The 22973-nt window shown below is 70.8% G+C and carries 19 protein-coding genes, 1 tRNA gene and 3 pseudogenes; 9 read left to right on the top strand and 14 right to left on the bottom strand.

The window, feature by feature from the left end; translation table 11 throughout:
• The first annotated feature begins 55 nt into the window (after positions 1 to 55).
• Positions 56 to 631, top strand: a complete 576-nt coding sequence (locus tag ACZ5TL_RS00950; protein ID WP_468586310.1) for a hypothetical protein — start codon at positions 56 to 58, stop codon at positions 629 to 631.
• A gap of 241 nt (positions 632 to 872) precedes the next feature.
• Here ACZ5TL_RS00950 and ACZ5TL_RS00945 read toward each other — a convergent pair whose 3' ends face one another.
• The 3 genes from ACZ5TL_RS00945 to ACZ5TL_RS00935 form a co-directional block, all read right to left on the bottom strand.
• Positions 873 to 1838 (bottom strand): DUF5926 family protein, encoded by a 966-nt coding sequence (locus ACZ5TL_RS00945; RefSeq protein ID WP_468586308.1) that lies wholly within the window; start codon positions 1836 to 1838, stop codon positions 873 to 875.
• 331 nt (positions 1839 to 2169) lie between these two features.
• Positions 2170 to 2808 carry an ATP-binding protein gene (locus tag ACZ5TL_RS00940; protein WP_468586306.1) on the bottom strand — a complete coding sequence of 213 codons (639 nt, stop codon included), beginning with the start codon at positions 2806 to 2808 and terminating at the stop codon, positions 2170 to 2172.
• A 169-nt stretch (positions 2809 to 2977) separates the two neighbouring features.
• The gene (locus tag ACZ5TL_RS00935) at positions 2978 to 3805 is read right to left on the bottom strand and encodes a glycerophosphodiester phosphodiesterase (protein WP_468586304.1); all 828 of its coding nucleotides are present in this window, start codon (positions 3803 to 3805) and stop codon (positions 2978 to 2980) included.
• Positions 3806 to 4092: 287 nt separating this feature from the next.
• On the opposite strand from ACZ5TL_RS00935, the gene ACZ5TL_RS00930 reads away from it, so the two are divergent.
• From ACZ5TL_RS00930 to ACZ5TL_RS00920, 3 genes are all read left to right on the top strand, one after another.
• The gene (locus tag ACZ5TL_RS00930; protein WP_468586302.1) at positions 4093 to 5517 is read left to right on the top strand and encodes a S1C family serine protease; all 1425 of its coding nucleotides are present in this window, start codon (positions 4093 to 4095) and stop codon (positions 5515 to 5517) included.
• A 63-nt stretch (positions 5518 to 5580) separates the two neighbouring features.
• Positions 5581 to 5667 (top strand) — tRNA-Ser (locus tag ACZ5TL_RS00925).
• 418 nt (positions 5668 to 6085) lie between these two features.
• Positions 6086 to 7312 (top strand): SpoIIE family protein phosphatase, encoded by a 1227-nt coding sequence (locus ACZ5TL_RS00920; protein WP_468586300.1) that lies wholly within the window; start codon positions 6086 to 6088, stop codon positions 7310 to 7312.
• Positions 7313 to 7445: 133 nt separating this feature from the next.
• On the opposite strand, the pseudogene ACZ5TL_RS00915 reads toward ACZ5TL_RS00920, so the two are convergent.
• The 4 genes and pseudogenes from ACZ5TL_RS00915 to ACZ5TL_RS00900 all read right to left on the bottom strand — a co-directional run.
• A pseudogene (locus tag ACZ5TL_RS00915) lies at positions 7446 to 7652 on the bottom strand (site-specific integrase); the annotation flags it as partial.
• Positions 7653 to 7685: 33 nt separating this feature from the next.
• Positions 7686 to 8009, bottom strand: coding sequence for an integrase core domain-containing protein (locus ACZ5TL_RS00910; RefSeq protein WP_468586298.1), 324 nt, complete (start codon positions 8007 to 8009; stop codon positions 7686 to 7688).
• Positions 8010 to 8203: 194 nt separating this feature from the next.
• A complete protein-coding gene (locus ACZ5TL_RS00905) occupies positions 8204 to 8419 on the bottom strand; it encodes a hypothetical protein (RefSeq protein WP_468586297.1) in 216 nt (71 codons plus the stop codon).
• A complete protein-coding gene (locus ACZ5TL_RS00900; RefSeq protein WP_468586295.1) occupies positions 8416 to 8589 on the bottom strand; it encodes a hypothetical protein in 174 nt (57 codons plus the stop codon). The genes ACZ5TL_RS00905 and ACZ5TL_RS00900 overlap by 4 nt, the downstream gene beginning before the upstream one ends.
• A gap of 478 nt (positions 8590 to 9067) precedes the next feature.
• Between ACZ5TL_RS00900 and ACZ5TL_RS00895 the strand changes: the two are divergent.
• Positions 9068 to 9253, top strand: a pseudogene (locus ACZ5TL_RS00895) (MOSC domain-containing protein); the annotation flags it as partial.
• Between the two features lies 1 nt (position 9254).
• On the opposite strand, the pseudogene ACZ5TL_RS00890 reads toward ACZ5TL_RS00895, so the two are convergent.
• The 3 genes and pseudogenes from ACZ5TL_RS00890 to ACZ5TL_RS00880 all read right to left on the bottom strand — a co-directional run.
• A pseudogene (locus tag ACZ5TL_RS00890) lies at positions 9255 to 9410 on the bottom strand (MOSC domain-containing protein); the annotation flags it as partial.
• Between the two features lie 377 nt (positions 9411 to 9787).
• Entirely contained in the window at positions 9788 to 10120 is a 333-nt protein-coding gene (locus ACZ5TL_RS00885; protein ID WP_468586293.1) for a hypothetical protein, read from the bottom strand.
• A 105-nt stretch (positions 10121 to 10225) separates the two neighbouring features.
• Positions 10226 to 10828, bottom strand: coding sequence for a hypothetical protein (locus ACZ5TL_RS00880; protein WP_468586291.1), 603 nt, complete (start codon positions 10826 to 10828; stop codon positions 10226 to 10228).
• Between the two features lie 203 nt (positions 10829 to 11031).
• On the opposite strand from ACZ5TL_RS00880, the gene ACZ5TL_RS00875 reads away from it, so the two are divergent.
• Complete coding sequence (locus ACZ5TL_RS00875) at positions 11032 to 11388, top strand: hypothetical protein (RefSeq protein ID WP_468586289.1); 357 nt, start codon at positions 11032 to 11034, stop codon at positions 11386 to 11388.
• Between the two features lie 235 nt (positions 11389 to 11623).
• Here ACZ5TL_RS00875 and ACZ5TL_RS00870 read toward each other — a convergent pair whose 3' ends face one another.
• Complete coding sequence (locus tag ACZ5TL_RS00870) at positions 11624 to 13396, bottom strand: hydroxysqualene dehydroxylase (protein ID WP_468586288.1); 1773 nt, start codon at positions 13394 to 13396, stop codon at positions 11624 to 11626.
• 1904 nt (positions 13397 to 15300) lie between these two features.
• Here ACZ5TL_RS00870 and ACZ5TL_RS00865 point away from each other — a divergent pair.
• Entirely contained in the window at positions 15301 to 15816 is a 516-nt protein-coding gene (locus ACZ5TL_RS00865; RefSeq protein WP_468586286.1) for a DinB family protein, read from the top strand.
• A 14-nt stretch (positions 15817 to 15830) separates the two neighbouring features.
• Here ACZ5TL_RS00865 and ACZ5TL_RS00860 read toward each other — a convergent pair whose 3' ends face one another.
• Positions 15831 to 16067: a hypothetical protein gene (locus ACZ5TL_RS00860; RefSeq protein WP_468586284.1), complete on the bottom strand. Its 237-nt coding sequence runs from the start codon at positions 16065 to 16067 to the stop codon at positions 15831 to 15833.
• A 200-nt stretch (positions 16068 to 16267) separates the two neighbouring features.
• On the opposite strand from ACZ5TL_RS00860, the gene ACZ5TL_RS00855 reads away from it, so the two are divergent.
• On the top strand, positions 16268 to 17026 hold the full coding sequence (locus ACZ5TL_RS00855; RefSeq protein WP_468586282.1) for a glycosyltransferase family 2 protein: 759 nt from the start codon (positions 16268 to 16270) through the stop codon (positions 17024 to 17026).
• A 197-nt stretch (positions 17027 to 17223) separates the two neighbouring features.
• Here ACZ5TL_RS00855 and ACZ5TL_RS00850 read toward each other — a convergent pair whose 3' ends face one another.
• Positions 17224 to 17436, bottom strand: coding sequence for a ferredoxin (locus tag ACZ5TL_RS00850; RefSeq protein ID WP_468586280.1), 213 nt, complete (start codon positions 17434 to 17436; stop codon positions 17224 to 17226).
• A gap of 305 nt (positions 17437 to 17741) precedes the next feature.
• Positions 17742 to 18071: a hypothetical protein gene (locus ACZ5TL_RS00845; RefSeq protein ID WP_468586278.1), complete on the bottom strand. Its 330-nt coding sequence runs from the start codon at positions 18069 to 18071 to the stop codon at positions 17742 to 17744.
• A gap of 509 nt (positions 18072 to 18580) precedes the next feature.
• Here ACZ5TL_RS00845 and ACZ5TL_RS00840 point away from each other — a divergent pair.
• The gene (locus ACZ5TL_RS00840) at positions 18581 to 22690 is read left to right on the top strand and encodes an NACHT and WD repeat domain-containing protein (RefSeq protein WP_468586276.1); all 4110 of its coding nucleotides are present in this window, start codon (positions 18581 to 18583) and stop codon (positions 22688 to 22690) included.
• Positions 22691 to 22973 lie beyond the last annotated feature (283 nt).

Below are 22973 nucleotides of genomic sequence, written 5' to 3'. Positions count from 1 at the left end.
GACCGTAGGGCGCGCCGAGCCCGGCGCCCGCCCCGGGGCGTTATGTTCCGGGGCCATGCGGCGTCATGCCCGGGGTCGTTCCCGGGACCCCCGAAAGACCAGACTGCTCGCCCTCGCGGGCGTCGTGACGGCGTGCGCGGTCGCACTGCCACTGGCGGTGGCGGCCGCGGGGGCCGTGCGGTCCGAGGGTTCCGCGGGTGCGGTGGACGGTGCCGGCGCGCGCACGTCCGCTTCGAGCGCCGGCGACAAGGCGCCCGGCGTGCCCGGGCTCGGCCGGGGCCCGGCTGCCGCCGTGCGCTGCGGGCCCGAGCTCTCCTCCCCCGACGGCATCGAGGCGCAGACCTGTGTCGTGACGCAGGGTGCGGGCACCTGGGGACGGACCTACTACCGCAACGCGACCGGCGAGGCGCTGGACGCCGTCCTCAGCCTGATGGGGCCCGGCGACCGGACCGTGCGGATGACGTGCGCGGTGGGTGCCGGGGACGAGCTGGGGACGTGCGAGACACCCCGGGAGCCGACGCGGGGGAATCCGGCGGCCTACACGGCGGTCACGGAGTTCGCCCGGCGGGGCGGGCAGGGCCCGCTGCTGCTGCGCTCGGGAAGCAACTCACCTGCCTGGACGGGCAGTTGACGATCGGCTGCGCCGTGTGAAGGCACGCGAGCATGAAAAGACCCGGTTGCTGGCGACGGGGGATGCACCAGCAACCGGGCTACAGGAACGGTAACAAGAGATCGGCGGTTCGCAAATTCGATCTCGCCTTTCCGGTCACCGACTGGCTTGTCCCCGAAGGGAGTTGTGATGTGTCCCCGGTGTGGCGGACTGGCGGCGGTCGGCCGGCCGGGTGATCGCCGGCCGGCCCCCGCGACAGCCGTCAGCTCAGCGTGACCTGCCGGTTGGTGAGACCGCCCCGCGCGCGGCGCTCGTCCGCCGTGAGCGGCGCGTCCGTGGCCAGGGCGGCGGCGAGGCGCTCGGCGAACTCCGCCGCGGGCTTCTCCACGTCGTCGGCCGTGACCCCGCTCGGCAGGTCCCACACCGGCACCGTGAGCCCGTGAGCGCGGAAGGAGCCCACCAGGCGGGTGCCCTCGCCGAGGCTGGAGCGGCCCGCGGCGTGCAGCCGCGCGAGAGCGTCCAGAAGCTGCTCCTCGGCGTGCGGCATGACCCACCGCAGATGGTTCTTCTCCGGCGTCTCGCACCAGTACGCGGCGTCCACGCCCTGGAGCTTGACGGTCGGGATGGCCGCGGCGTTGGCCCGCTCCAGGGAGGCGGCCACCTCCGGTGTGGCGTTCTCCGCGTCGGGGACCCAGAACTCGAAGCCGCTGTGCACTTCTGGCTCGAACGCGCCCTCCGGGTCGAGCAGATCCTGCAGCCGCGGGCTGTCGGACGGGGCGCGGCGGCCCTGCACGGGCGTGCCCGGCTGGGCCTCCAGGGCGCGCTGGAGGGTGTCGGCGAGGTCGCGGCTGATGTCGCCCGAGGAGGTGTCGTTCTGCAGGCCGAGCAGGACCGAGCCGTCGTCGCGGCGCAGGGCGGGCCAGGCCATCGGCAGGACCGTGGCCAGCGTGACCGCCGGGACGCCCTCGGGCAGGCCGTCCTTGAGCGTCAGCCCGACCGTCGCCGCGGGCACCAGCTCGCGCAGAGCGACCCAGTCGCACTCGCCGGGCAGGCCCTCGAAGGGGCGGTGCACCAGCTCGGTCGCGGCGTGGGAGGCGGCCCGGCCGTGACAGGCCTTGTAGCGGCGGCCGCTGCCGCAGGGGCAGGGCTCGCGGGCGCCGACGACCGGGACCTCGCCGTCCGTGATCTGCGGGCGCTTGGCCTTCGTCTGGGGTCGCTTCTTGGCCATCGATGGGTCTCCCGGTTACGGCTCGTCTCGTACGTCGCGAGCCTAGCCGTTCGTGCCCCGGCCCACGGGGTCCTGTGGACAACACCCGGTCCGTCGCGCGTCCCGGGCCCGGTCCATGTCACCGGAGGGGTCCGGTTCCTGTCACGGGAGGCGTCCGGCGCCCGGCCCATGGCACGGGTGTCACGCGGCACTCCGTCTCCCCGTCGGTGACTGGCCGCTGCCGATAAGGCCGGTCCGGCGCCTGTTCCACGTCTTCGAAGGCGTCCGGCGCTCGGTTCACGTGACCGGAGGCGTCCGGCGGCCGGTCCATGTCATCGGAGGGGTCCGGCGTTCAGTCCATGTCGTCGAAGGCGTCCGCGAAGTCCAGCCCGGGTATCCGGGACACCGGCGGGGCCGTGACACGGGCCGCGAAGTCGTCGCGGCGGTGGCCGGCGTCCGGGTCGTGCACATCGCCGTGGACGACGACCCACACCGTGACCTCGCCGCGGACGTCGTCCCGGACGCCCCAGTCGTCGGCGAGCGCGGTGATGATGTTCAGCCCGCGGCCGCCGTGCGCCGTGACGGACGGGGTCGCGGGGGCGGGGCGGGTCGGGCCGCCTCCGTCCGTGACCTCGACGACGAGCCGGCCGGCCGGTTCCACACGCCAGGCGGCGCGGACGTCTCCGTCGCCGGAGAGGGCGTCGCCCAGGGGCCTGCCGTGTTTGCACGCGTTGCTCAAGAGTTCGGAAAGGATCAGTACGGCGTCGTCGATGACCGATTCCGCTACACCGCCTCCGCGCAACTGCGTACGCATGCGGTGCCTTGCTTCTCCCACGCCCGCAGGGCCATGGGGTACGGCCATGCTCGACGACGTGGGCACCTCCTGTGCCACCACCAACGCCACCCCCGAGACCTCCTTCGCCCCACGCCACGGTGTGGATGCCCCATTGGCCTGTACCGGAAACCGGCCGGTCCGCGTCCGGTGACGCATTCACCACGATCGAATACGGAACGAACGCGCCGGAGCACTCCCTGTGACCGCGTGGCTGGAAACCATCGGTGTGGCCGAGATGGGAGGATCCCGCCTGTCCGCACATGGGGTCAAGAGGTGTGCGTGGGTCTTATGGGACGTGTGGGGTCGACGGGGCCGGCGCGGGGCGTCAGCGGCCGAGTTGGTCCAGCACCGCGCGCGGGCGGTTGGTGATGATGGCGTCGACGCCCAGCCCTACGCAGAGATCCACGTCCGACGGCTCGTTCACGGTCCACACGTGCACTTGGTGACCGGCCCCCTTCAGGCGCTCGATGTGAGCGGGGTGGTTGCGCACGATGCGGAGGGAGGGGCCCGCGATCCGCACGCCCGGGGGCAGCCGCCCGTCGCGCAGCCGGGGTGACACGAACTGGGTCAGATGGACCGTCGGCAGGGTCGGCGAGGCGGCACGCACGCGGTGCAGCGAGCGGGCCGAGAAGCTCATGACCCGGACCTGGGACTCCTCGGCGGAGGCCGGGGCGTCGAGGCCGAAGCGCTTCAGCAGCACCAGCAGCCGGTCCTCGACCTGTCCCGCCCAGCGCGTGGGGTGCTTGGTCTCGATGGCCAGTTCCACCCGGCGCCCGGCGTCGGCGACGAGTTCGAGCAGCCGCTCCAGGGTGAGAACGGACGTCGCCTCGCGGTCCTCCGGGCGGTGCTCCCAGTCGGGTTCCTCGTCGCGCGCCCTCCAGGCCTCGCCCGTCTTCCAGGAGCCGAAGTCCAGGGCTGCGAGATCGGCGAGTTCCAGTGCGGAGACCGCACCGCGGCCGTTGGACGTACGGTTGATCCGGCGGTCGTGTACGCACACCAGGTGGCCGTCGGCGGTGAGGCGCACATCGCATTCGAGGGCGTCCGCACCGTCCTGGATCGCCTTGGTGTACGCGGCCAGGGTGTGTTCCGGGGCGTCCTCGGAGGCTCCGCGGTGGGCGACGACTTGAATCACATGCTGCCGAGCGTGGGTCACCGCGTCATGGTGCCACCGTGTGCGGGTACGCGTCCGGTCGGACGGACACGGCGGTTGCTGCGGTCCGGACGGAGGCATTGGCATTGCACCCTTTTCGCCTTCAATAACCTATATAAAGAATGGCCCCGGACCCACAGCAACCGCTTATGGTGCTCTGACGGCCCGTGGGAAAAGCTGACGGCATACAAAGGGACAAGCACAGTGGTATCGCGCCGGACCGCCGACCAGCGTGACACAGCGCGACCGAGTGCGACCCAGAGGACAGCCGTGGATCGAGGAGAGAAGCTGTGAGCACCGAGAACGAGGGCACCGCGGTACCCCCCGCCCCGTCCGCACCCCCCGTGCCGGTGGACGCTCCCGCTGCTCCGGCGCCCCAGGGACAGGGCCCTCAGAGGCCGTACGGGCAGGACGCCCAGGGCCAGCCTCCGCAGGGCCGGGGCGCTGCAGGTGACGCCGGACACCCCGGCGTCTCCTCCTCCGCGCCCGACCCGTCCTGGCCCCCGCCCCCGCCGCCGACCGCCCCGTACGGCGACGGCGGTTCCGGGTCCGGCGAGGGCGGCTGGGGTGCTTCGTACCAGCAGCCGGCGCCGAAGCCCGGCCGCGGGCGCGGCGGTCTGATCGCCGGGGCCCTGGTGGCCGCGCTGGTCGCGGGCGGCGTGGGCGGCGGCCTCGGCTACACACTGGCGAAGGACAACGAGAGCACCGGCTCGACTACGGTGTCCGCCCCCACCAGCGGCGGCGACCTCAAGCGTGACCCGGGCACGGTCGCGGGTGTGGCCGCCAAGGCCCTGCCGAGCACGGTCACGATCCAGGCCGAGGGCACCAGCGGCGAGGGCGGCACGGGCACCGGCTTCGTCTTCGACAAGCAGGGCCACATCGTCACCAACAACCACGTGGTGGCGGACGCGGTGGAGGGCGGAAAGCTCACGGCGACGTTCCCGGACGGCAAGAAGTACGACGCCCAGGTGATCGGCAACGCACAGGGCTACGACGTGGCGGTCATCAAGCTCAGGAGCGCCCCCGATGACCTCAAGCCGCTCCCCCTCGGCGACTCGGACAAGGTGGCCGTCGGCGACGCGACCATCGCGATCGGCGCCCCCTTCGGCCTGTCCGACACGGTGACGACGGGCATCATCAGCGCCAAGAACCGCCCGGTGGCCTCCAGCGACGGCAGCGGCAGCCAGGCGTCGTACATGAGCGCCCTGCAGACCGACGCCTCGATCAACCCGGGCAACTCCGGCGGTCCGCTGCTGGACGCGCAGGGCAACGTCATCGGCATCAACTCCGCGATCCAGTCCACCGGCAACGGCGGCTTCGGCACCGGCCAGTCCGGCTCGATCGGCCTGGGCTTCGCCATCCCGATCAACCAGGCCAAGTTCGTCGCCCAGGAGCTGATCAAGACCGGAAAGCCGGTGTACGCGAAGATCGGCGCGTCCGTCTCCCTGGACGACAACTCCGACGGCGCCCGGATCACAGAGCAGGGCGCGGGCGGCGCGGCACCGGTCGAGCCGGGCGGCCCGGCCGCCGAGGCGGGTCTCAAGCCCGGCGACGTCATCACCAAGCTCGACGACCGGGTGATCGACTCCGGCCCCACCTTGATCGGCGAGATCTGGACCCACAAGCCCGGCGACAAGGTCACCATCACCTACGAGCGCGACGGCAAGCAGCGCACGGCCGACGTCACCCTGGGCTCCCGCGTCGGCGACAACTGACCCCCACCCGCCCGCGCCGACCCGTTACCCTTGTCCCCGCGCCGCCGATCACGGCCGGCGCGGGGAGGCGTGCCCGAGCGGCCGAAGGGAACGGTCTTGAAAACCGTCGTGGCAGCGATGTCACCGTGGGTTCAAATCCCACCGCCTCCGCGCAGGTCATAGATGTGCTGGTCAGAAGGGGCGTCCCTCAGTGAGGGGCGCCCCTTCTGCATGGGCTTGTCTCACCTTGATCCGGCCCTGTCGCCTTGTGGATCACCGCGTGTGGACCAGACGTGGACCAAGAAAACGAGAGAAGTAGCAGGTCAGGCGCCGTCCTACAGCGGGTCGTGGCACGGTGCACGGCAACTCGGAGGCGCACATTACCTGGGCGGCGATCACCCTGACGGCCAGGCGCCTTACGTGCGGCCAGGCGGCACCACCAGCCCTCAAGAGGGCGTCTCTCGCATTGGCAGCCTGATCTCGTAACACCACGCAGGCGTCCCAGAGCCGCCACGGGCGAGCCCGGACGCTGGACTGCCCGTAGATTGGAAGTGCCAGCAGTCGCGCTCGCGGCCCCGGAGAGCGTGTGATGACAGCGGACATCGATTTCGCGGCGTTCTTCGACGCCACACCAAGCCCGTACCTGGTGCTGGACTCGGATCTGGTGATTCGCTACGTCAACCCGGCATGCGTGCAGAGCACCGGGCGGGCCAGGGATGAGCTGATCGGGAAGTACTTCTTCGATGCCCTGCCGGAACGTCCCGGTTCCCCCGACGAGGCGCAGCGCAATCTGAAGGCGTCACTGCGCCTCGTCCTGGACACCGGGAAGCCGGACACCATGGTGCTGCAGCGGTACGACATCCCCCGGCCGGGTGGCTTCGAGGAGCGATGGTGGTCCGCGATCCACACCCCGATTCCCGGGGCTGACGGCAGGGTGAAGTGGATCGTCCAATGGAGCGAGGACGTCACCGGCTTCGCCCGCTCGGGCCGATCACGTCGGCTCACCGAGGAGTTCACCGACCAGGATCAGGGCATAGCAGCCCAGCTTCACGGACGGGCCCGAGCGCTGCACCGGCTGAACCAGGAACTGCGTCAGGCCCACGCCCGTGAACGGCAGGTCGCCGTCACCCTGCAGGAAGCCATGCTCTCCGTCCCCGACCTGGACCAGCACAGCAACATCGCCGTGCGCTACCTACCGGCGACCACATCGCTGAACGTGTGCGGCGACTGGTACGACGTCGTCGACCTGCCCCCCGACCGCTACGCCGTGGCCGTCGGAGACGTCGTCGGCCACGGCCTGCAGGCCGCCGCCGTCATGGGCATGCTCCGCAGCGCCCTCAGCGCAGCCATCCGCGCCATCCCCAGCCCCGCCCAGGCCCTGGAGGTCCTCGGTCTGTACGCCCGCTCACTGGACGGCGCAACGGCCGCAACCGCCGTCAAGGCACTCATCGACACTCGCAGCAGTCTGATCATCTATAGCAGCGCCGGACACCCACCGCCCGTCCTGCTCCACCCCGACGGGACCTGGGAACTGCTGGACCAGGCGACCGATCCGCCACTCGGCGCCCGCCCACACCATGTCCCCCGCCCCCAGGCCGGTCTGCCCTACAAACCGGGGGATACCTTCGTGTTGTACACCGACGGCCTCATCGAGCGCCGTGACGAGGACATCGACGCCGGCCTGGCACGCCTGACCACAGCCCTGGCTCAGAACAGCTCCCTCTCCCCTGACCACTTGGCCGACGCGTTGTTGGCCCGCCTCGACGTCGCTGGTGGCGGCCCTGATGACATCGCCCTCGTCGTCATCCGCCTATAACTCTGCGCGTCATCGACAGCTTCACAGCGCTGTCTCCGGGAGCGATCTAGAACACGCACAGGGTGGGATGACGAAGACGCCACCCCTCCTACGTCGGTGGGATGGCGCCTTTGATCGGCCGGAGCGCCTGCGCCTACTCGGTGTCGGCTGCCTCCAAGGCCCGCTCGATCTGTTGGTTCGCGCGCTGTTGGTTGCGGTGGATGGCTGAGGCATAGAAGCGGAACAGGACAGCGATGCTGTGGCCCGCACGGCGTGCGACCTCTGCCGGGGAGACGCCGGACTCAAGCCAGAGTGAGACACCCGCGTGGCGCAGGGAATACGGCACGTCAGCCAGCGGTGAGGTTGTCAAGCACCGGGTTTCGTGGAGACTGAGTTAGCTGGTTTTCTGGAGTGACGCAGGAGGTTCGGCCGAGAGGTAGTGGGCGGCCTCGTGTTCGGCGGGGGTGATGTGGCCGAGTTCGCCGTGGAGGCGGCGCTGGTTGAACCAGTCGATGTACTCGGCGACCGCGACCTCGACGTCGTTGATGCCGGTCCACGGCCCCTTGTGGCGGATCAGCTCGGCCTTGAACAGGCTGTTGAACGCCTCGGCCAGGGCGTTGTCGTACGAGTCGCCCTTGGAGCCGACCGAGGCCACGGCGGCCTCATGTTCGAGACGCTCGGTGTAGCACAGAGCTCGGTATTGGCCAGGTTCAACCATCGAGTCTACTCCCCGCACTCGCGGGGATGGTCCCTTCAAGGGCGACCTTGGCGGCCTGGTCACCGCCTGCATCCCGCATCCGCGGGGATGGTCCGTGCTCGCGGCAGCAACAGGCCCCGGCTCTCGCCTCTACCCTGACCTCTGGACCTGACCGCCCGCGGAAACCCCGGATATGGGGGAGGGCGACAGCGAGGTCAGGCCGTCGGCAGGCGCAGTGAGCGCAGGCGTTCGGCGACGGCGAACGAGTCGAGACGCAGGGCGGTGATGTCGGCGATCAGGTCCCGCCAGGCCTCGAACTTGGTGTTCACCCGCTCCCCGTGGATCCCGAGGTAGGCCACGGCCACGCCGAAGCCGTACAACTCGTTGCGAGCGGGCAGCGGCCGGAGCAGGACGCACTCCTCCAGCATCACGGCCGCACGCCAGAAGGCGTCCGGGTGGTGCTGGTCTGACGGGGCGGGTCGACCTTGTGCCGGGCGGCCAGGGCGACGAAGACGGAGTAGTCGTTGACCGCGAGATCGTCCAGCAGCTCAGCCTGGCGTTCCAGGAACCACCGGTAGTCGACGTAGTACTCGGCAGGCACAGGTCAGGCCGCCCGCGGCGCGGTCCGGGCCGGCGCAGGGCCACCGTACTCAGCGTCGAACGCAGCGGCCGTTTCCGGGTCGCTGGTGACCTGCCGGAAGATCTCCGCGCCGTCGGCCAGCGCGCGCTCGCGCCGCTTCTCCTCGGCGACCTGGGCGAGTTAGGCGTCCAGCGGTAGCCCCGCCGCGTCGGCCAGGGCCCGCAGCGCGTCCGCGGTGGTGTCGTCGATCTCGATGCCAGCCATGCGTCGAGTATGCCGCGAGGAGACCAATCCTAGGCCAGCCACCTGGGAAGAACGCCCTGACCTGCGGATTTCTGGGCGCCTCTGCCGAACGCCGGAGCCTTCCGTGCCCCTCGACCTGCTCCACGCCACTGCGGCCCACCCGCGATCGATCGTTGCTGTGCATTGAAGGGCCAGGGATAGGCTCATGCCTGGACACGATCACCGACGAGGGGGTTCCGCGGTATGAGCGGGCACAGTGACGGCGGTCAGCAGCAACGGGGAGTACTCGTTCACCAAGCCGAACCGTGACAGCATCAGATTGCTCGCCGGGCTCGGTGTGGAGGGGGATGTGCACGCCGGTGTGACGGTCAAGCATCGCTCGCGCGTCGCGCAGGATCCCACCCAGCCGAACCTACGTCAGGTCCACCTCATACATGAAGAGCGTCGATCTGCAGGCAGGGGTCGCGGAGGCCGGTGACTTCCAGGACTGCGGAGTCGCCGATGCGCAGCAGTGTGCCGACCGGCAGACCGAGCAGATCGATGCCACGCGTGGTGATGTTCTCGCCGAGTTCGCCCGGCGCCACTTTGAACCCCTCTTCACCGACGTCGGCGTACTGCTGCGGTTCGGTCACCCAGTCATCGGGGCGGTGCAGCTGACGCTCTGCGTTTTCCTGTCAGTCCACACGCTGAGTTCCTGGCCCTGACCCGGATGCGGTCGGAGTGGCTGTGCAGTGGGCGCTCACTGCACAGCCTCCGGAGGCGTCTTGGAACCGCAGGACGCCGAACTCGAACTCGTACGTCCCGGAGGGCTTTTGCCGACCTCGAAGACGGCCCCTCTGGTCGGCAGGGTCGCCACGAGCGCTTGCAGCCGAAGTTGACCGTGCGACTTGTCGCATGAGCATGTGCTGTCTGTGTGACGACGAGAGCGTCAGCACGGACACGTCGCCACGGGAGCTGTATCGACCGCACTCGCTGGTCAGAAGTCGAGGGGCTCGGCTGCGTATGTCCCGTCCTCCAGATGTACGTCAGTCAGTTCGTAGAGGCGCTGGCGGCCGTCAATCCAAGGAGTGATCTTGGTCCCGGTGGGCCGCGTGGTCTCGTACCGCACAGCCGTGCCGTCGGCGTTCTCGGTTCGCAGGAGGGTGAAACGACGGACGCGGGGCGGCTCGGGGGGAGCGGCTCGGCTCCGTCGGTACAGCCAGGAACCGGCGGCGGCAGCGGCGAGAAGCACGACGAGCAGCAACTGGCCCAGGGACGTGCCGAGAAGGTCCAGACCCTTGTCGAGGGCGAGAGAGACGAGGACGGGCATGGCGACATCACTCCTGGGAGGCGGCGTTCATGGTCCGCCGGGGTGACGGGCCGCGCCGACTCTCAGGGAGCGGGGGGTTAGCCGCGCAACCCCCTTTCACCTGCCTCAACCACCCTGCCCCTGACCACTGTTTGTGTCGTGGCCCGCCTCGATGTCGTTCTCGAACACCACCCTCGAGACGTCGTCGGCGGAGTCCCAGCCCGACGGCACGGCGAAGGCGGACGGCGCCCCTCCGCTCCAAGGGATGGGCGGCTCCGGTGACGCGGGGACCCTTCGATCGGTGGCCAGGGCGGCGATGGCGGAACGGAAGACGGGCACGTTCTCCCTGGTCATCTCGTAGGCGATGTTCTTGTGCCAGCTCGGGTTGTCCGGGTCGTACACCGGAGTGATGGGCGCGCTGATGCCCTCGGGCCACCAGCCCTCGCGCACGCCGCGCGGGATGGCGCGGGACAGGGCGACGGTCGGGCCGTTGAGTTTCCCGACGGCGGCGCGCAGTCGGTCCGCGTCGACATAGCCGTCGCCGTCGACGATGACCATCTCGGCGAACCTGCGGGCGCCGGCGGGCAGCGAGCGCAGGTAGCGCGTGGCGCGCTCGACGGTCCAGTTGGTGTCGACGGCCGCGACAGTCAGCTCCGCGTGATGCGCTGCGGCGAGCGCGACGAGCTTCTCGGCGAGATCCTTGTCTGCGCCCTCGATCGTGATCTTCATACGGCCTTCCGTCAGATTCTTACCCGGTTATCCGGGTTCTTCATGGAGAGTATGAGGTCGCCTGCCTCTCCTTATCCGACGCCAGAAGCAATCGGAGGAGCGCCCGTTGGCCACCGCCACCGGACCCCCGGCAGAAGGGCCCGGCGCGGCCCGGTTCCGGCAGAGCGGTCCCCCTCGTCGTTCAGTGGGCGGAACGCCACGGCGTGGAGGTTGCCCAACGCCTCGCGAACGCGGAGGACTTCGCGGCCGAGGTGCGGCGGCGACTGCGGCCGGCCAACACGACGGACACGTACGCGAAGGTCTGGACGCGGTTCTGCGCGACGCAGGGGTTCTCCGAACTGGAGGCCACGCGCGGCGCCTTCGTGGCGTTCGTCGTGTGGCTGCTGGACCGGGGCCAAGTGAACGGCAAGGGCTACGCCACATCGTCGGCGAGCACGATTCTCGCCGGGGCCGTCGTGGAGCTACGCCGCCGTGGCGCGAAGGTGGGCCGGGACGACCAGGCACAGGCGAGGGCGACGCCCTGGTTGCCGTCTCCTCAGGCTGGACCGCTTTCACCGTGATTCCCCGCTGTTCCCCGCCTGATCTGGTGTGCTTGTGGTGCGGCCGCCCGGCGCGCGCGTTCCGCTGTGCCGACGCGCACCTGGGGCTGCTGGGCGAGCAGGCCGCTGTCCGCAGGTGATCAGGGCCCCCGCTTTCCAGAGTGAGTGCTCCCCGGCTGACAGCTGGGAGGGCGACGAGAAGGGTGCCCTCGCCGGCGCCATGGCTGATCCGGTCGAGCGACCGCTCCCGACTGGATCACCCCAGGTCGAACGCGTTCGGCAGGCCCGCCTTGAAGCGGAAGTGGTCGTGGCGCTTGAGGCTCTCGAGCTCCGGCGGCCGGAACAGCGGGGTGACCGTGCAGCGCGGCGCACTCGAACCTGCTCGATCCAGAAGGGCATTGACCGCCTGACGGGCCGAGGCGTTCGCGCCCTCCATGGTGGCGAGGTCGATGTCCACGGCGACGTAATCCCCGGACAGGAAGAAGTTCGGGACCGTGGTCCTGGCCGAAGGGCGGTTGTGCAGCGTGCCCACGGGGTGGATCAGCAGCTCGTCCTGGTTGGTCGGGTGCGGGGTGCCGATCCCGTCCACTCCGGGGTCCAGGAACCACGAGTGCAGTGTGCCGTCGCGCAGCACTGTCTTGCCGGTGTCGTTGAGTGCGTCCTTGAGCTGAGCCCACACCTCGCGTGCGACCTCCTCGCGGGTGCACTGTTTGGCCGTTTTGCCGTACAGGACGCCAGGCTTGTCCCACTCGGAGATATCCACCGACAGACACTCCTTGGCCACGCCGTCGCCGTAGCCGGCGGCGAAGTCACGTCCTGGCCAGTGCCGGGCCTGGGCGATCGCGGTCAGCGACCATGGCGAGTCGATGCAGTTGAAGTGGCCCTGTACCACGGGCGGCGTCTCGGTCAGATAGAACTGAAGGCCCGTCATCCAGTCCGTCTGCAGCTTGTCGCAGCGCGCCAACTGTGGGTCGGCAGCGCGTAATCCGGCACTCCAGGTGCGCCGCGCGTGCTCCACCGGCATGGCGGAGACATAGTGATCGGCGGTAATGGAGCGACGGACGCCGTCCGCATCCTCGATGACGGCCTCGGAGACCCGCCCGTCTCCGCCCAGCCTCACCTCGTGGACGGTCCAGCCGATACGGAACTGCACGCCCAGGGAAGTGAGATGAGCCACCCAGGGGTCGATCCAGGCCTCATTGGTGGGTGCGTTGAGGATCCGGTCGGGTGGGCCGTCCGCACCCCGGCCGAGCGCGTTGAAAACGAAGGCCTCGCCGAGGGTGCCGACCGTGCGGGTGCTGGCCTCCTCAGCCTTGGTGGCGACGATGTTGCGGGTGACGCCGACCGCGAGGATGCGCTGGTACTCCTTCGACATCTGCCCGGCGCGTACGAAGGTCCACCAAGGGGTGGCTTCCCAGGTGGAGTTGCGGCGCGCGTCGCAACTGGTCAGGAAGACGACGGCGCGGTTCACGAAGTACGCGATCTCATGGAGAGGAAGATTGAATCCCGTCTCCAGGAGACCGGTGAGGGCGCGTCTGATGTCGTCGAGGGTGAGCTCGGCGGGCTCCTTCTCCCCGGGGATGGGTATCCGCAGATCCTCACGGCCGTTGTTCCGCGCGAACATCATCTCCTTGGGTGCGATCAGGTTGTCCCAGACGCCGCCTGCGTTCCCGGGAAAGGGGATGCGCCGCATCGTGTCGGGGAGGTTGTGGTAGATCCCCGGGATGAAGCGGAACCCGTGCTCCGCGGGCAGTGGCTTGCGGCTTCCCTTCGCGCTGTCCGGTACGTCCATGGAGCGGGCCTTGCCGCCGAGCGCCCGGCGCTCGTAGACGGTCACCGCGAAGCCCCGCTCGGCGAGTTCATGCGCCGCGGTCAGCCCGGCGACGCCACCGCCGAGCACGGCGACGGCCTGCTGCCGTCCCTGCGCCGGTGCCGCTGAAGCCGCCGTGCCGGTGCCCAGCGCCACCGCCCCGCCTGCGGCCGCGGCCCCCACGACAAAGGTGCGTCGCGTGCTGCCCGTTCGCCCCATGACCGGTCTCCCCTACCGTCGGTAACGCCTGCGGTCCGGCGGAGGAGCCTAAGGGAGTACCCCTCGACGCGGAAGGCATGGACATGACTGACGTGGGCATGCGCTCGAATGTGGCGCGTTTGCGTTGCCGGAGAGTCGGTCGCATCACCGCCAGGGGTGATCGAAGCGGCGTAGACGGCATGCCGTATCGCACGCCGCACAGGAACCGAGAAGCGTCGTCGACGGCGACGGAGGGGTGGCCAAGAGCCGGGTGGCGCAGGGTGGGAAATCGCGCTCGGGTTCGTCCGGGCGCGGGGCGATCACGCCGAGGCCGTGCAGGGCGCGGTCCACCTCAGGGTACTGGCCGCGCGATCACCGAAGCGCTGGCCGGTGCGGCTTACTTTTACGTCGGCTCCTGGCAGGAGACGCACCTGCCCGAGCGCCCCCAGTCGGGGCGCAGCCCAGCGGTTCGACTGTTCGACTGGCTGCTTCTGCGAGGCACCATCGACGAGTATCAGGCTCCCGTGCTGGACCCACAGCTGCGGGACGAACTGAACGCTCTCTACCGACCTCGCCCAGACGACCTGCCGTCCGAGTCCGCGGACGCCCAACAGCTGGATAGCTTTCTGGTTGAGCACATGTTCTGGTGCCTGCTCCCTGAGGAGAAGGCCCCGGCCGGCCCGTGAGACAGCGAGCACCGCTTTAGGAGAGAGGCGGGGACGTTTCGCCCGTGACCTGCGGCTTTTCCGACCAGGTGGCCGAAGCTGCGGACTACTGGCTCAGCGGCCACGGCGACGATGACCACGGCTCCCCTGAGGCTCCTACCCACCCGTGACCGGTGACCGGCCGGGGCTCCGGGCACGCGGTGTCTCCCGTTCTCTGAGGCAGCGTCCATCAGAAAGATCGGTTGGGGGCGCTGCTTCGGCGTTCCGGGGGAGGTGAGCTGCCTGCTGTGATGGCCGGACGGCATGCTGTGCCTTATGACAAAGGGGCGAGGGCGTGCGATCACCGGCTACAGCCTGCTTACCCTGCTGGGTACCGCAGCGTTGGCCTGGACTGTGATCACCGGCCTCGCGCGGCTGGAGCTGTGGGGAGACGCCGTTCACGTGCGACTCGCAGAGTGCCACAGCGAGAGCGCAGGGCGCGCGGGAAGCCGCTCCGTATGCAGTGGCCCGCAGGTGGGCAATGGGACGCATACGGTGAAGGTCCAGTACGAAGGCCACCCGGGAGAGATCGTTCGAGTGGTGCGTAAACCGTGGGGCAGTTACGAACCCGTGGAAAGGGGTCTCGTCGCGTGGGGAATCTGGGTGCTGCTTCCGGTTCTCCCTGCCATGGGGACGGCCGCTGCCGGAGCACTCACTGTGAGAGAGATACGTCGGGTACAGCGTGAGGCTCGTCGGGCATGATGGTGCCTCTGGGGCACGTAGCGGGCACGACGATGACGACGGCTCAGCCGGGGTGCCCGTACCCGTCTGACCTGCGGCCGACTAGCATGCTGGCCGTGAGGCAGGAAGATCTTGAAAACCGTCGTGGCAGCGATGTCACCGTGGGTTCAAATCCCACCGCCTCCGCGCAGGTCATAGATGTCGCAGGTCAGAAGGGGTGTCCCTCGTCGAGGGCGCCCCTTCTGCATGGGGCCTGTCTCACCTTGATCCGGCTCTGTCGCGTTGTGGATCACTGCGTGTGGACCAGGCGTGGACCAAGAACCGGAGCACCGGGACCTGGAACCCGCTGGTCAGAGAGACCAGTGCGGGCCCGAAGCGTGGACCATACTCAGGACAGCGAGAAGGCGACACCCTCTCCCGGGTAGGGGTGAGGATGGCGCCTGTGGTTGGAGTGCCGCTCGGTCCAGGGGGGTGTCCGGCAGATCCCGCGGCTTCCAAACCACGCGACACCGTCGCCGAGTTGTGGGAACCTCACCCGCGATGACACAACGAACCGATACACCCCCCGCGTGGGACGAGCGCACGCAGCTGGCCACCTTTCTGGATTACACCCGGGACACGGCGCGAGCCAAGTGCGAGGGCGTGTCCGAGGAAGATGCTCGCAAGGCGCCGCTCCCGAATTCACCGTTGATGACGATGTGCGGGCTGATCAGCCACCTGCGATGGGTCGAGCATCACTGGGTCCAGGTGATGTTCCTCGGTGAGGAACCCGAGGGGCCGCTCACGGCGGCGACCGACGACGATCCCGACCCCGAGATGCGGACGGCGGTCGACATCCCGTTGCCCCAGCTTCTCGCCGAATACGAGGAACAGAGTGCCCGCTATCGCCGCTTGGTGGCCGACCGCGACCTGAACTCGACGGCCAAGCGTCCTATCGGCGACGGCCGCCACGTCGACCTGCGCTGGGTGATCCTTCACCTCATCGAAGAGATTTCCCGCCACAACGGTCACCTCGATGTCGTGCGTGAACTCGTCGACGGACGGACCGGCGTCTAGTAGCGCTCGGGCTGCTATCGGGTGCCGAGCGGAAGAACTGCTGGCACCTGGCCGAACATTGGGTCCTGGAGGTTGATCGGGTTGTCATCGGGCCACTCCCGCTCCTCGCCCAGAGCGGCGACAGCGGTCTTCTGGGCGAAGCTCAAGCCCACGGGGCACACATCACGGATGAAGGTTGGGAAAGCATCGCCGGTGGACTTCTGGGTGGCGAGGATGACGAGCATCCCCACCGAACGGCCCTTCTTCACCAAATCCCAAAGGGCAGGCGGGGGTTGTCCCGCCCTCTCCGCGCGATGAACAGTTTGAGCACGGCCCCTGACCGGGTCCCGGTCGCGGGTCGTCCTCTTGGCCGGTCCAGGAGTGGCATGACGAACACCGAGGCGCGCACGAGCGGGCTGATCACGCACCTGGCCCTGGAGCTGAGCGCCGGGCCGGGCAGGTGAGGGACGCCGTGGAGAAGCGCGTTGTCGTCGTCACCGCTGTGCACGGACCGCATGCCCGCTTTCTGCCGGAGGCCTACGCCTCGTTGTCAGCGCAGCGGCTTCCCGAGGGCTGGGACTGGCACTGGGTGGTCCAGGAGGACGGGGAGAGCGCGGAGGTGCGGCCGTATGTGCCCCGCGACGCGCGGGTGACGTTCCGGCAGGGCCGGGCCGGGGGGCCCGGGGTGGCCCGGACCATCGCGCTGGCCCATGTCGAGGGCGCGTATGTGAAGGTCCTGGACGCCGACGACCAGCTGGCGCCGGGGGCGCTCGCCCGGGACCTGGCCGTGCTGGAAGGGGACCCGGATCTCGGGTGGACGACGTCGCGGGTGCTGGACCTTCTGCCCGACGGGTCGACCGTCGGGTTTCCCGGCGATCCCGGTGAGGGACCGATCGAGCGCGGGGCCGTGCTCGCGTACTGGAAGGCGAACGGGTTCCTCGCGCAGGTCCATCCGGCCTCGCTGTTCGTGCGGCGGGAGCTGCTGCTCGCGCTCGGCGGCTGGATGGCGCTGCCCGCCTCGGAGGACACCGGCCTGCTGCTCGCGCTGAACGCCGTCAGCCGGGGGTGGTTCTCGGCCGAGGTGGGGCTGCTCTACCGGAAGTGGGAGGGGCAGGTGACCGGGCAGGCGGCGCATGTGGACCGGGTCGAACGGGAGGCGAGGATGGCCGTCGTGGAGGCCCGGGCCAAGGCGTTGTCCCGCCTGCGGTGGAGCGTGTCGGCGGCTTCCTGACAAGTGACTCGGTCTCGTGGGGCGTGTCGGCGGCGTCATGGCAGCGGCGCGGTCCACGGGAGTCTGTCGGCGGCGGTCGTGGCAGTGACTCGGTCTGGTGGAACCGCCTGTCCGCGGCCCGTCCGCGGCTCTATGGCAGCAGCTCCGTCTGCGCCGGAGCGGCCGGGACCGGGTCGTGGCGGATGCGCGTGCCGGCATCACCTCTCGCCGGGGCCGTCCGGCGGCGAGGCGATCCGGATCGCCTGGCTCGGGCACTTCTCCGCCGCTTCCAGGACCTCCGGGTCCTCGCCCGTCCGTTCGCGGCCCGGGCGGACCACGCCGAATCCGTCGACGAACTCGAAGACCGCCGGGACCCGGTGGGCGCACTCGGCGGAGCCGTAGCAGACTTCGCGGTCCACGGAGACCTTCATGCCTCTTCAACCCCCTCGTCGCGGCAGCGGAAGCCCCGCCGTCGCATGGAGTTGACTGCCCAGCGCGCCGTCGGCTGAACCGGCCGTGTCAGTGCGCGCCGTCGGCTGAACCGGCCGTGTCAGTGCGCGCCGTCGGCTGAACCGGCCGTGTCAGTGCGCGCCGTTGACTGACTCGGCCGTGCCAGTGCGCGCCGTCGGTTGTATCGGCCCCGTCGGCGCTCGTCGTTGGCTGACCCGCCCGCGTCAGTGCTCGTCGTCGGCAGTACCGGTCCCGTCGACGCGCGCCACCGGCTGTACCGGCCTCGTCAGCGCGCGCCGCCGGCGGCCGCGAGCCAGTGGGCGACGCGGCGTACGGCGGCCTCGTCGAGCCGTTCGGCCAAGGCCTGGACGGTCGTGTCGTCCTCGGGGGAGAGGTCGTTCAGGCCCGCCTTGCCCAGGCCCGCCAGGAGGACCTGGTGGCGGCGGCCGGTCATCCGTTCCGCAAGGCCGGTCGGTGCGCCGGGGGCGGCCGCCGGGACGGGCCGGGGTGCGGCCGCCTGCTTCAGCGGCGCGTCGAAGAGGTGCCAGCCGCCGTCCCGCGGTCCCCAGAGAGCGACGGTCACCTCGTCGCCGCGTGCCCGCATGGTCTGGGTCATCTCGCCGAGCGCGTACAGTACGGGCGAACGGTGGGGCGACTCCGCGGCTGTCCGCCAGCAGCCCCCGGCCGGCCGGTAGAACATCGCCACCCAGCGCGGAGCCCCCTGCGGTCGTGGGCTCTCGGGACGTGACTCCACTGCGCTCACCCCTGTACGTCGCTTGTACATCGCTTGTCCAACGCTGCGGAAGCGGTACGGCCAGGCGACCATAGCTGACGTGTCGTCAGTTATCCAGGGGTGGCGGGCGCGGGCCGCGGGGGAGGATCACCACGTCGTCCGGCACCGGTCCCTCCCCTCGTGGGGACCGGTGCCGAACGGTGGGGCCGCCGTCGTCTGGCTCGGATAGAAGTTGACCGGATATGGGTGCGCTGCTGCGTCCGGATCCTGCCATTTCCGGCCGTGGAGGAGGAGGTTCCGGGGTCCAGCGGACCGCGTTGCCGCAGGTCAGATGTATAGAGTGAGTTTTCCGGTCCGGACGTCCAGGCGTGGGAAGTGGGGAGTGGAGACCCATGAGTTCCGACTCGGGGGCGCGCACCGCCTTCGCGGAACGCCTCGCTCTGCTGTACAAGGAAGCCGGTAACCCTCCGCTCAAGCGCGTGTCCGAAGCGGTCGTGCGACTGCAGCGGGTCGACGAGCGCGGGCGGCCCGTGCGGGTGTCCGCCCAGCGCATCAGCGACTGGCGGCGGGCCCGGAACGTACCCGCACAGTTCGCCGCCCTCGCGGCGGTGCTGCAGGTGCTGATCCCCGACGCGCGGCGCGCGCGGCCCACGCCGGTGTCTCCGGGCCTGTACGACCTCGGCCAGTGGCAGCGGCTGTGGGAGAGCGCGGTGGCCGGCCCGGCCGGCGAGCGTCCGGCCGCCTCCCCGGCCGGGGAGCAGGCTCCGGCCGAGTCCCCGGCCGCGCCCGGCGGGGTGTGCCCGTACCGTGGGCTGGCCTCCTACCGCCGGGAGGACGCCCGGTGGTTCTTCGGCCGGGAGCGCAGCACGGACGCGCTGGTCGCGCAGCTCCGGGCCGTGGCGGGGACGGGCGGCCTGGTGATGCTCGTGGGCGCGTCGGGGGCGGGGAAGTCCTCGCTGCTGAACGCCGGTCTGGTGCCCTCCCTGCGGGACGGCGCGCTGGGCGGCGAGGAGAACGGCGGAGCGGGGCACGTGGTGCAGCTCGTGCCGGGCGGTGACCCCCTGGCCGAACTGACCCGGTGCGTCCCCGAGCTGGGGCCCGTCCTGGAGACCGGGCCCGGCCCCTCCACCACGGCCGACGGCTCCCCCGCGAGTGAACCGGAGCCCACCGCTCCACCGGAGCCCACCGCTCCACCGGAACCCACCGCTCCACCGGAACCCACCGCTCCACCCGAGCCCACCGCTCCACCGGAACCCTTCGCGCACGCCGTCCGTGCCGCCGTCACCGGATGGTCGCGGCGGGAGGCGCCCTCCGGGACGCGCCCGGTCCTCATCGTCGACCAGTTCGAGGAGACGTTCACCCTCTGCCCCGACGAGACGGACCGGCAGCGCTTCATCGAGGTCCTGCACGCCGCGTGCTCGACCGCCGGCCCCGGCGAACCGGCCCCGGCGGTCGTGGTCCTGGGCATACGAGCCGACTTCTACGAATACTGCCTGCGGTATCCCGAACTCGCCGACGCCCTCCAGCACCGGCACATGGTGCTCGGGCCGCTGACCACCGCGGAGCTGCGCGAGGCGGTGACCGGCCCGGCCAAGGCCGTCGGACTGGAGCTGGAACCGGGCCTGGCCGAACTGATCGTCCGGGAGGTCAGCGCCGATGGCCCCCGGGGGGCGCACGACGCCGGCGTGCTGCCGCTGCTGTCGCACGCCCTGCTCGCCACCTGGCAGCGCAGGAAGGGAGGCCGGCTCACCTTGGCCGGCTACCGCGCGGCCGGCGGCATCCAGGGCGCGGTCGCGGCCACCGCGGAGCAGGCCTGGTCGCGGCTCGACCCGGCGGCGCGCACGGCGGCCCGGCTGCTCCTGCTCCGGCTGGTCCGGCTGGGCGAGGACACCCAGGCCACGCGCCGGCGCGGAACCCGGCGTCAGCTGGCGGAGGAGTCGACCGACCCCGGCAAGACCGAGGAGTCCCTCGAGGCGCTGGTCCGCGCCCGGCTGGTGACGCTCGACGCCGAGACCGTCGAGATCACCCATGAGGCGCTGCTGCACGCCTGGCCGCGGCTGCGCGACTGGATCGACGAGGACCGGCAGGGCAATCTGCTGCGCCAGCGCCTGGAGGAGGACGGCCGGGCCTGGGAGGAGTCCGACCGCGACACGTCCCTGCTCTACCGGGGCTCGCGGCTGGAGCAGGCGCACGACTGGGCGAAGTCCGCGGGGGGCACCTTCCTGACCCGCAGCGCGGTGGAGTTCCTGGCCGCCTCGGTTCGGCTGCGCCGGCGGATCCTCTGGATCAGCCGGGGCGCGGTGGCGACCCTGGTCGTGCTGGCCGTGCTGGCCGTCGGGGCGGCCGTCGTCGCCTGGAAGCAGCGGGACGAGGCCGTGTTCGAGCAGGTGCTCGCGCAGGCCGACCGCGTCCAGGACACCGACCCGTCGCTGTCCGCGCAGCTCGATCTGGTGGCCCACCGGCTGCGGCCGGACGACGAGGGCGCGAACAGCCGCCTGATCTCCATCGTGAACGCCCCGCTGGCCACGCCGCTGTCCGGCCACACCGGCGCCGTCTACCTCACGACCTTCAGCCCGGACGGACGGTTCCTGGCCACGGCCAGCTACGACCGGACCGTACGGTTGTGGGACGTGGCCGACCCCAAGCGCCCCAAGCCCCTGGGCAAGCCCCTCACCGGCCACACGAGCTGGGTGAGCAGCGCGGTCTTCAGCCCGGACGGCCGGACGCTGGCCAGCGCTTCCGACGACGGCACGATCCGGCTGTGGGACGTGACCGACCCCGGCCGGCCGAAGCGGCTCGGCGAGCCCCTGACCGGCCACGGCGGCACGATCTACCTGATCGCCTTCAGCCCGGACGGACGCACGCTGGCCTCCGCAGGGGACGATCACACCGCGCGGCTGTGGGACGTGGCCGATCCGCGCCGGCCGCGGGCGCTGGGCGAGCCGCTGACCGGGCACAAGTCCGCCGTGCGCTCGGTGGCGTTCGGCCCGGACGGCCGGACGCTGGCGGCCGGGGCCGACGACGGCACGTTCCGGCTCTGGGACGTGGCCGATCCCCGGCGTCCGGAGCCGGTAGGCAGGCCGGTGGCCGGGCACGCCGCCATCGTGCACTCCGTGGCCTTCGGCCCGGACGGCCGGACGCTCGCCAGCGGCGGCGAGGACGGCACCGTACGCCTGTGGAACATGGCCGATCCGCACCACCCGACGGCGATCGGGACACCGCTCACCGGCCACACCGGGCCGGTCTGGTCCGTGGCCTTCAGCCCCGACGGGGACATGCTCGCCGCCGCCAGCGCCGACAGCACCGCGAGCCTGTGGAAGGTCCGGGACCCGGCGCACCCCTCGCAGGTCGGCGGTCCCCTGGCGGGCAGCGGCGGTGAGATGTTCGCGCTCGGGTTCAGCCCCGACGGGCGCACCCTCGCCACCGGGGCGGGGGACAACAAGGTCCGCCTGTGGGCGCTGCCGACGTCGGACATGATCGGCCGGGCCGGGGCGTTCCGGCCGGACGGGCGGATACTCGCGACGGCGGCCCGCGACGGACGTGTCCGGCTGTGGGACGTGCGGGCGCCCGGCCGGCCCGTGCTCGCCGGCGAACCCTTCCGGCCCGGGCAGGGCGGCGGCGTCCGCTCCCTGGAGTTCTCCCCCGACGGCCGCACCCTCGCGGTGGTGACGGGCGACCGGGCCGTGCGGCTGTGGGACCTGAGCGATCCGGCCCGCCCCGTCCCCCACGGACCCCCGGTCACCCTGCGCATCCGGTACGCCGACCCGCTGGCCTTCAGCCCGGACGGGCGGATCCTGGCCACCGCCTACGACGACCGGACCATCCGGCTGTGGGACATCGGCGACCCGTCCCGTCCGCGCCCGCTCGGCGCACCGCTGACCGGTCACAAGGGCTACGTCAACTCCCTCGTCTTCAGCCCGGACGGCCGGACGCTCGCGAGCGGCAGCGCGGACGGCACCATCCGGCTGTGGAACGCGGGGGACCCCGGCCGGGTGTCCCTGATCCGTGCTCCGCTCAAGGGCCACCTCGGAGCGGTCAACGCCCTCGCCTACAGCCGCGACGGCCGGACGCTCGCCAGTGCCGGTGACGACACCTCGGTCCGTCTCTGGGACGTCACCGACCCCGCGGAGGCCTCGGAGCGCACCCGCCTCAGGGGGCACACGGAGGCGGTCGGGTCCCTGACGTTCAACCGGGACGGCCGGACCCTGGCGAGCGGCGGCAACGACAACACCGTCCGCCTGTGGAACGTCTCCGGCCCGGAGGGGGCCACCGCGATCGGCCAGTCGATGAGCCCTCATGCCAAGACCGGCAACTTCCTGGCGTTCAGCCCGAGCAGCCACATGCTCGGGGTTTCGAGCGGTGCCGACACCATCCGGCTCTGGGACCTCGATGTCGACGAGGCGACCCGCCGCGTCTGTTCGATGACCCGGGACGTGCTGACGCCCGACACCTGGCGGGAGTACCTGCCGCGGCTCTCGTACGATCCACCGTGCGACGGCTGAGGCGGCCGTCCGCCCCCGAGGCGGGGTACTCACGACACGTGAGTGATACGAGTCACAACCGGGTGTTCCTGACGGGGAGTCGGCACCGCGTGGGCAAGCGCTTGTTACCCTTGGCCATAGCTCGACCGCTGGTGCATCCCCCGTCGCCAGCGGTCGGGCCTTTTTGCACTGCGGGCCGAGGCGTGTCAGGCCGCGGAGATGACCCCGGCCGGGACCGGGACCGGGGCCGAGGTTGTGGCCGGCCGGACGCCGACGCGCGTGCATCCACGATGGTCACGCACCG

This window comes from Streptomyces sp. NPDC033136, from assembly GCF_055578235.1.
Note: the sequence above shows the minus strand (reverse complement) of the source record. Positions and strands in the feature narration are given on the sequence as shown.

Coding starts and splice junctions, on each gene's coding strand:
- ACZ5TL_RS00950 (WP_468586310.1), top strand. CDS start 56: ATGCGGCGTCATGCCCGGGGTCGTTCCCGGGACCCCCGAAAGACCAGA.
- ACZ5TL_RS00945 (WP_468586308.1), bottom strand. CDS start 1,838: ATGGCCAAGAAGCGACCCCAGACGAAGGCCAAGCGCCCGCAGATCACG.
- ACZ5TL_RS00940 (WP_468586306.1), bottom strand. CDS start 2,808: ATGCGTCACCGGACGCGGACCGGCCGGTTTCCGGTACAGGCCAATGGG.
- ACZ5TL_RS00920 (WP_468586300.1), top strand. CDS start 6,086: ATGACAGCGGACATCGATTTCGCGGCGTTCTTCGACGCCACACCAAGC.
- ACZ5TL_RS00910 (WP_468586298.1), bottom strand. CDS start 8,009: ATGGTTGAACCTGGCCAATACCGAGCTCTGTGCTACACCGAGCGTCTC.
- ACZ5TL_RS00885 (WP_468586293.1), bottom strand. CDS start 10,120: ATGCCCGTCCTCGTCTCTCTCGCCCTCGACAAGGGTCTGGACCTTCTC.
- ACZ5TL_RS00880 (WP_468586291.1), bottom strand. CDS start 10,828: ATGAAGATCACGATCGAGGGCGCAGACAAGGATCTCGCCGAGAAGCTC.
- ACZ5TL_RS00870 (WP_468586288.1), bottom strand. CDS start 13,396: ATGGGGCGAACGGGCAGCACGCGACGCACCTTTGTCGTGGGGGCCGCG.
- ACZ5TL_RS00865 (WP_468586286.1), top strand. CDS start 15,301: ATGACACAACGAACCGATACACCCCCCGCGTGGGACGAGCGCACGCAG.
- ACZ5TL_RS00850 (WP_468586280.1), bottom strand. CDS start 17,436: ATGAAGGTCTCCGTGGACCGCGAAGTCTGCTACGGCTCCGCCGAGTGC.
- ACZ5TL_RS00845 (WP_468586278.1), bottom strand. CDS start 18,071: ATGACCCAGACCATGCGGGCACGCGGCGACGAGGTGACCGTCGCTCTC.
- ACZ5TL_RS00840 (WP_468586276.1), top strand. CDS start 18,581: ATGAGTTCCGACTCGGGGGCGCGCACCGCCTTCGCGGAACGCCTCGCT.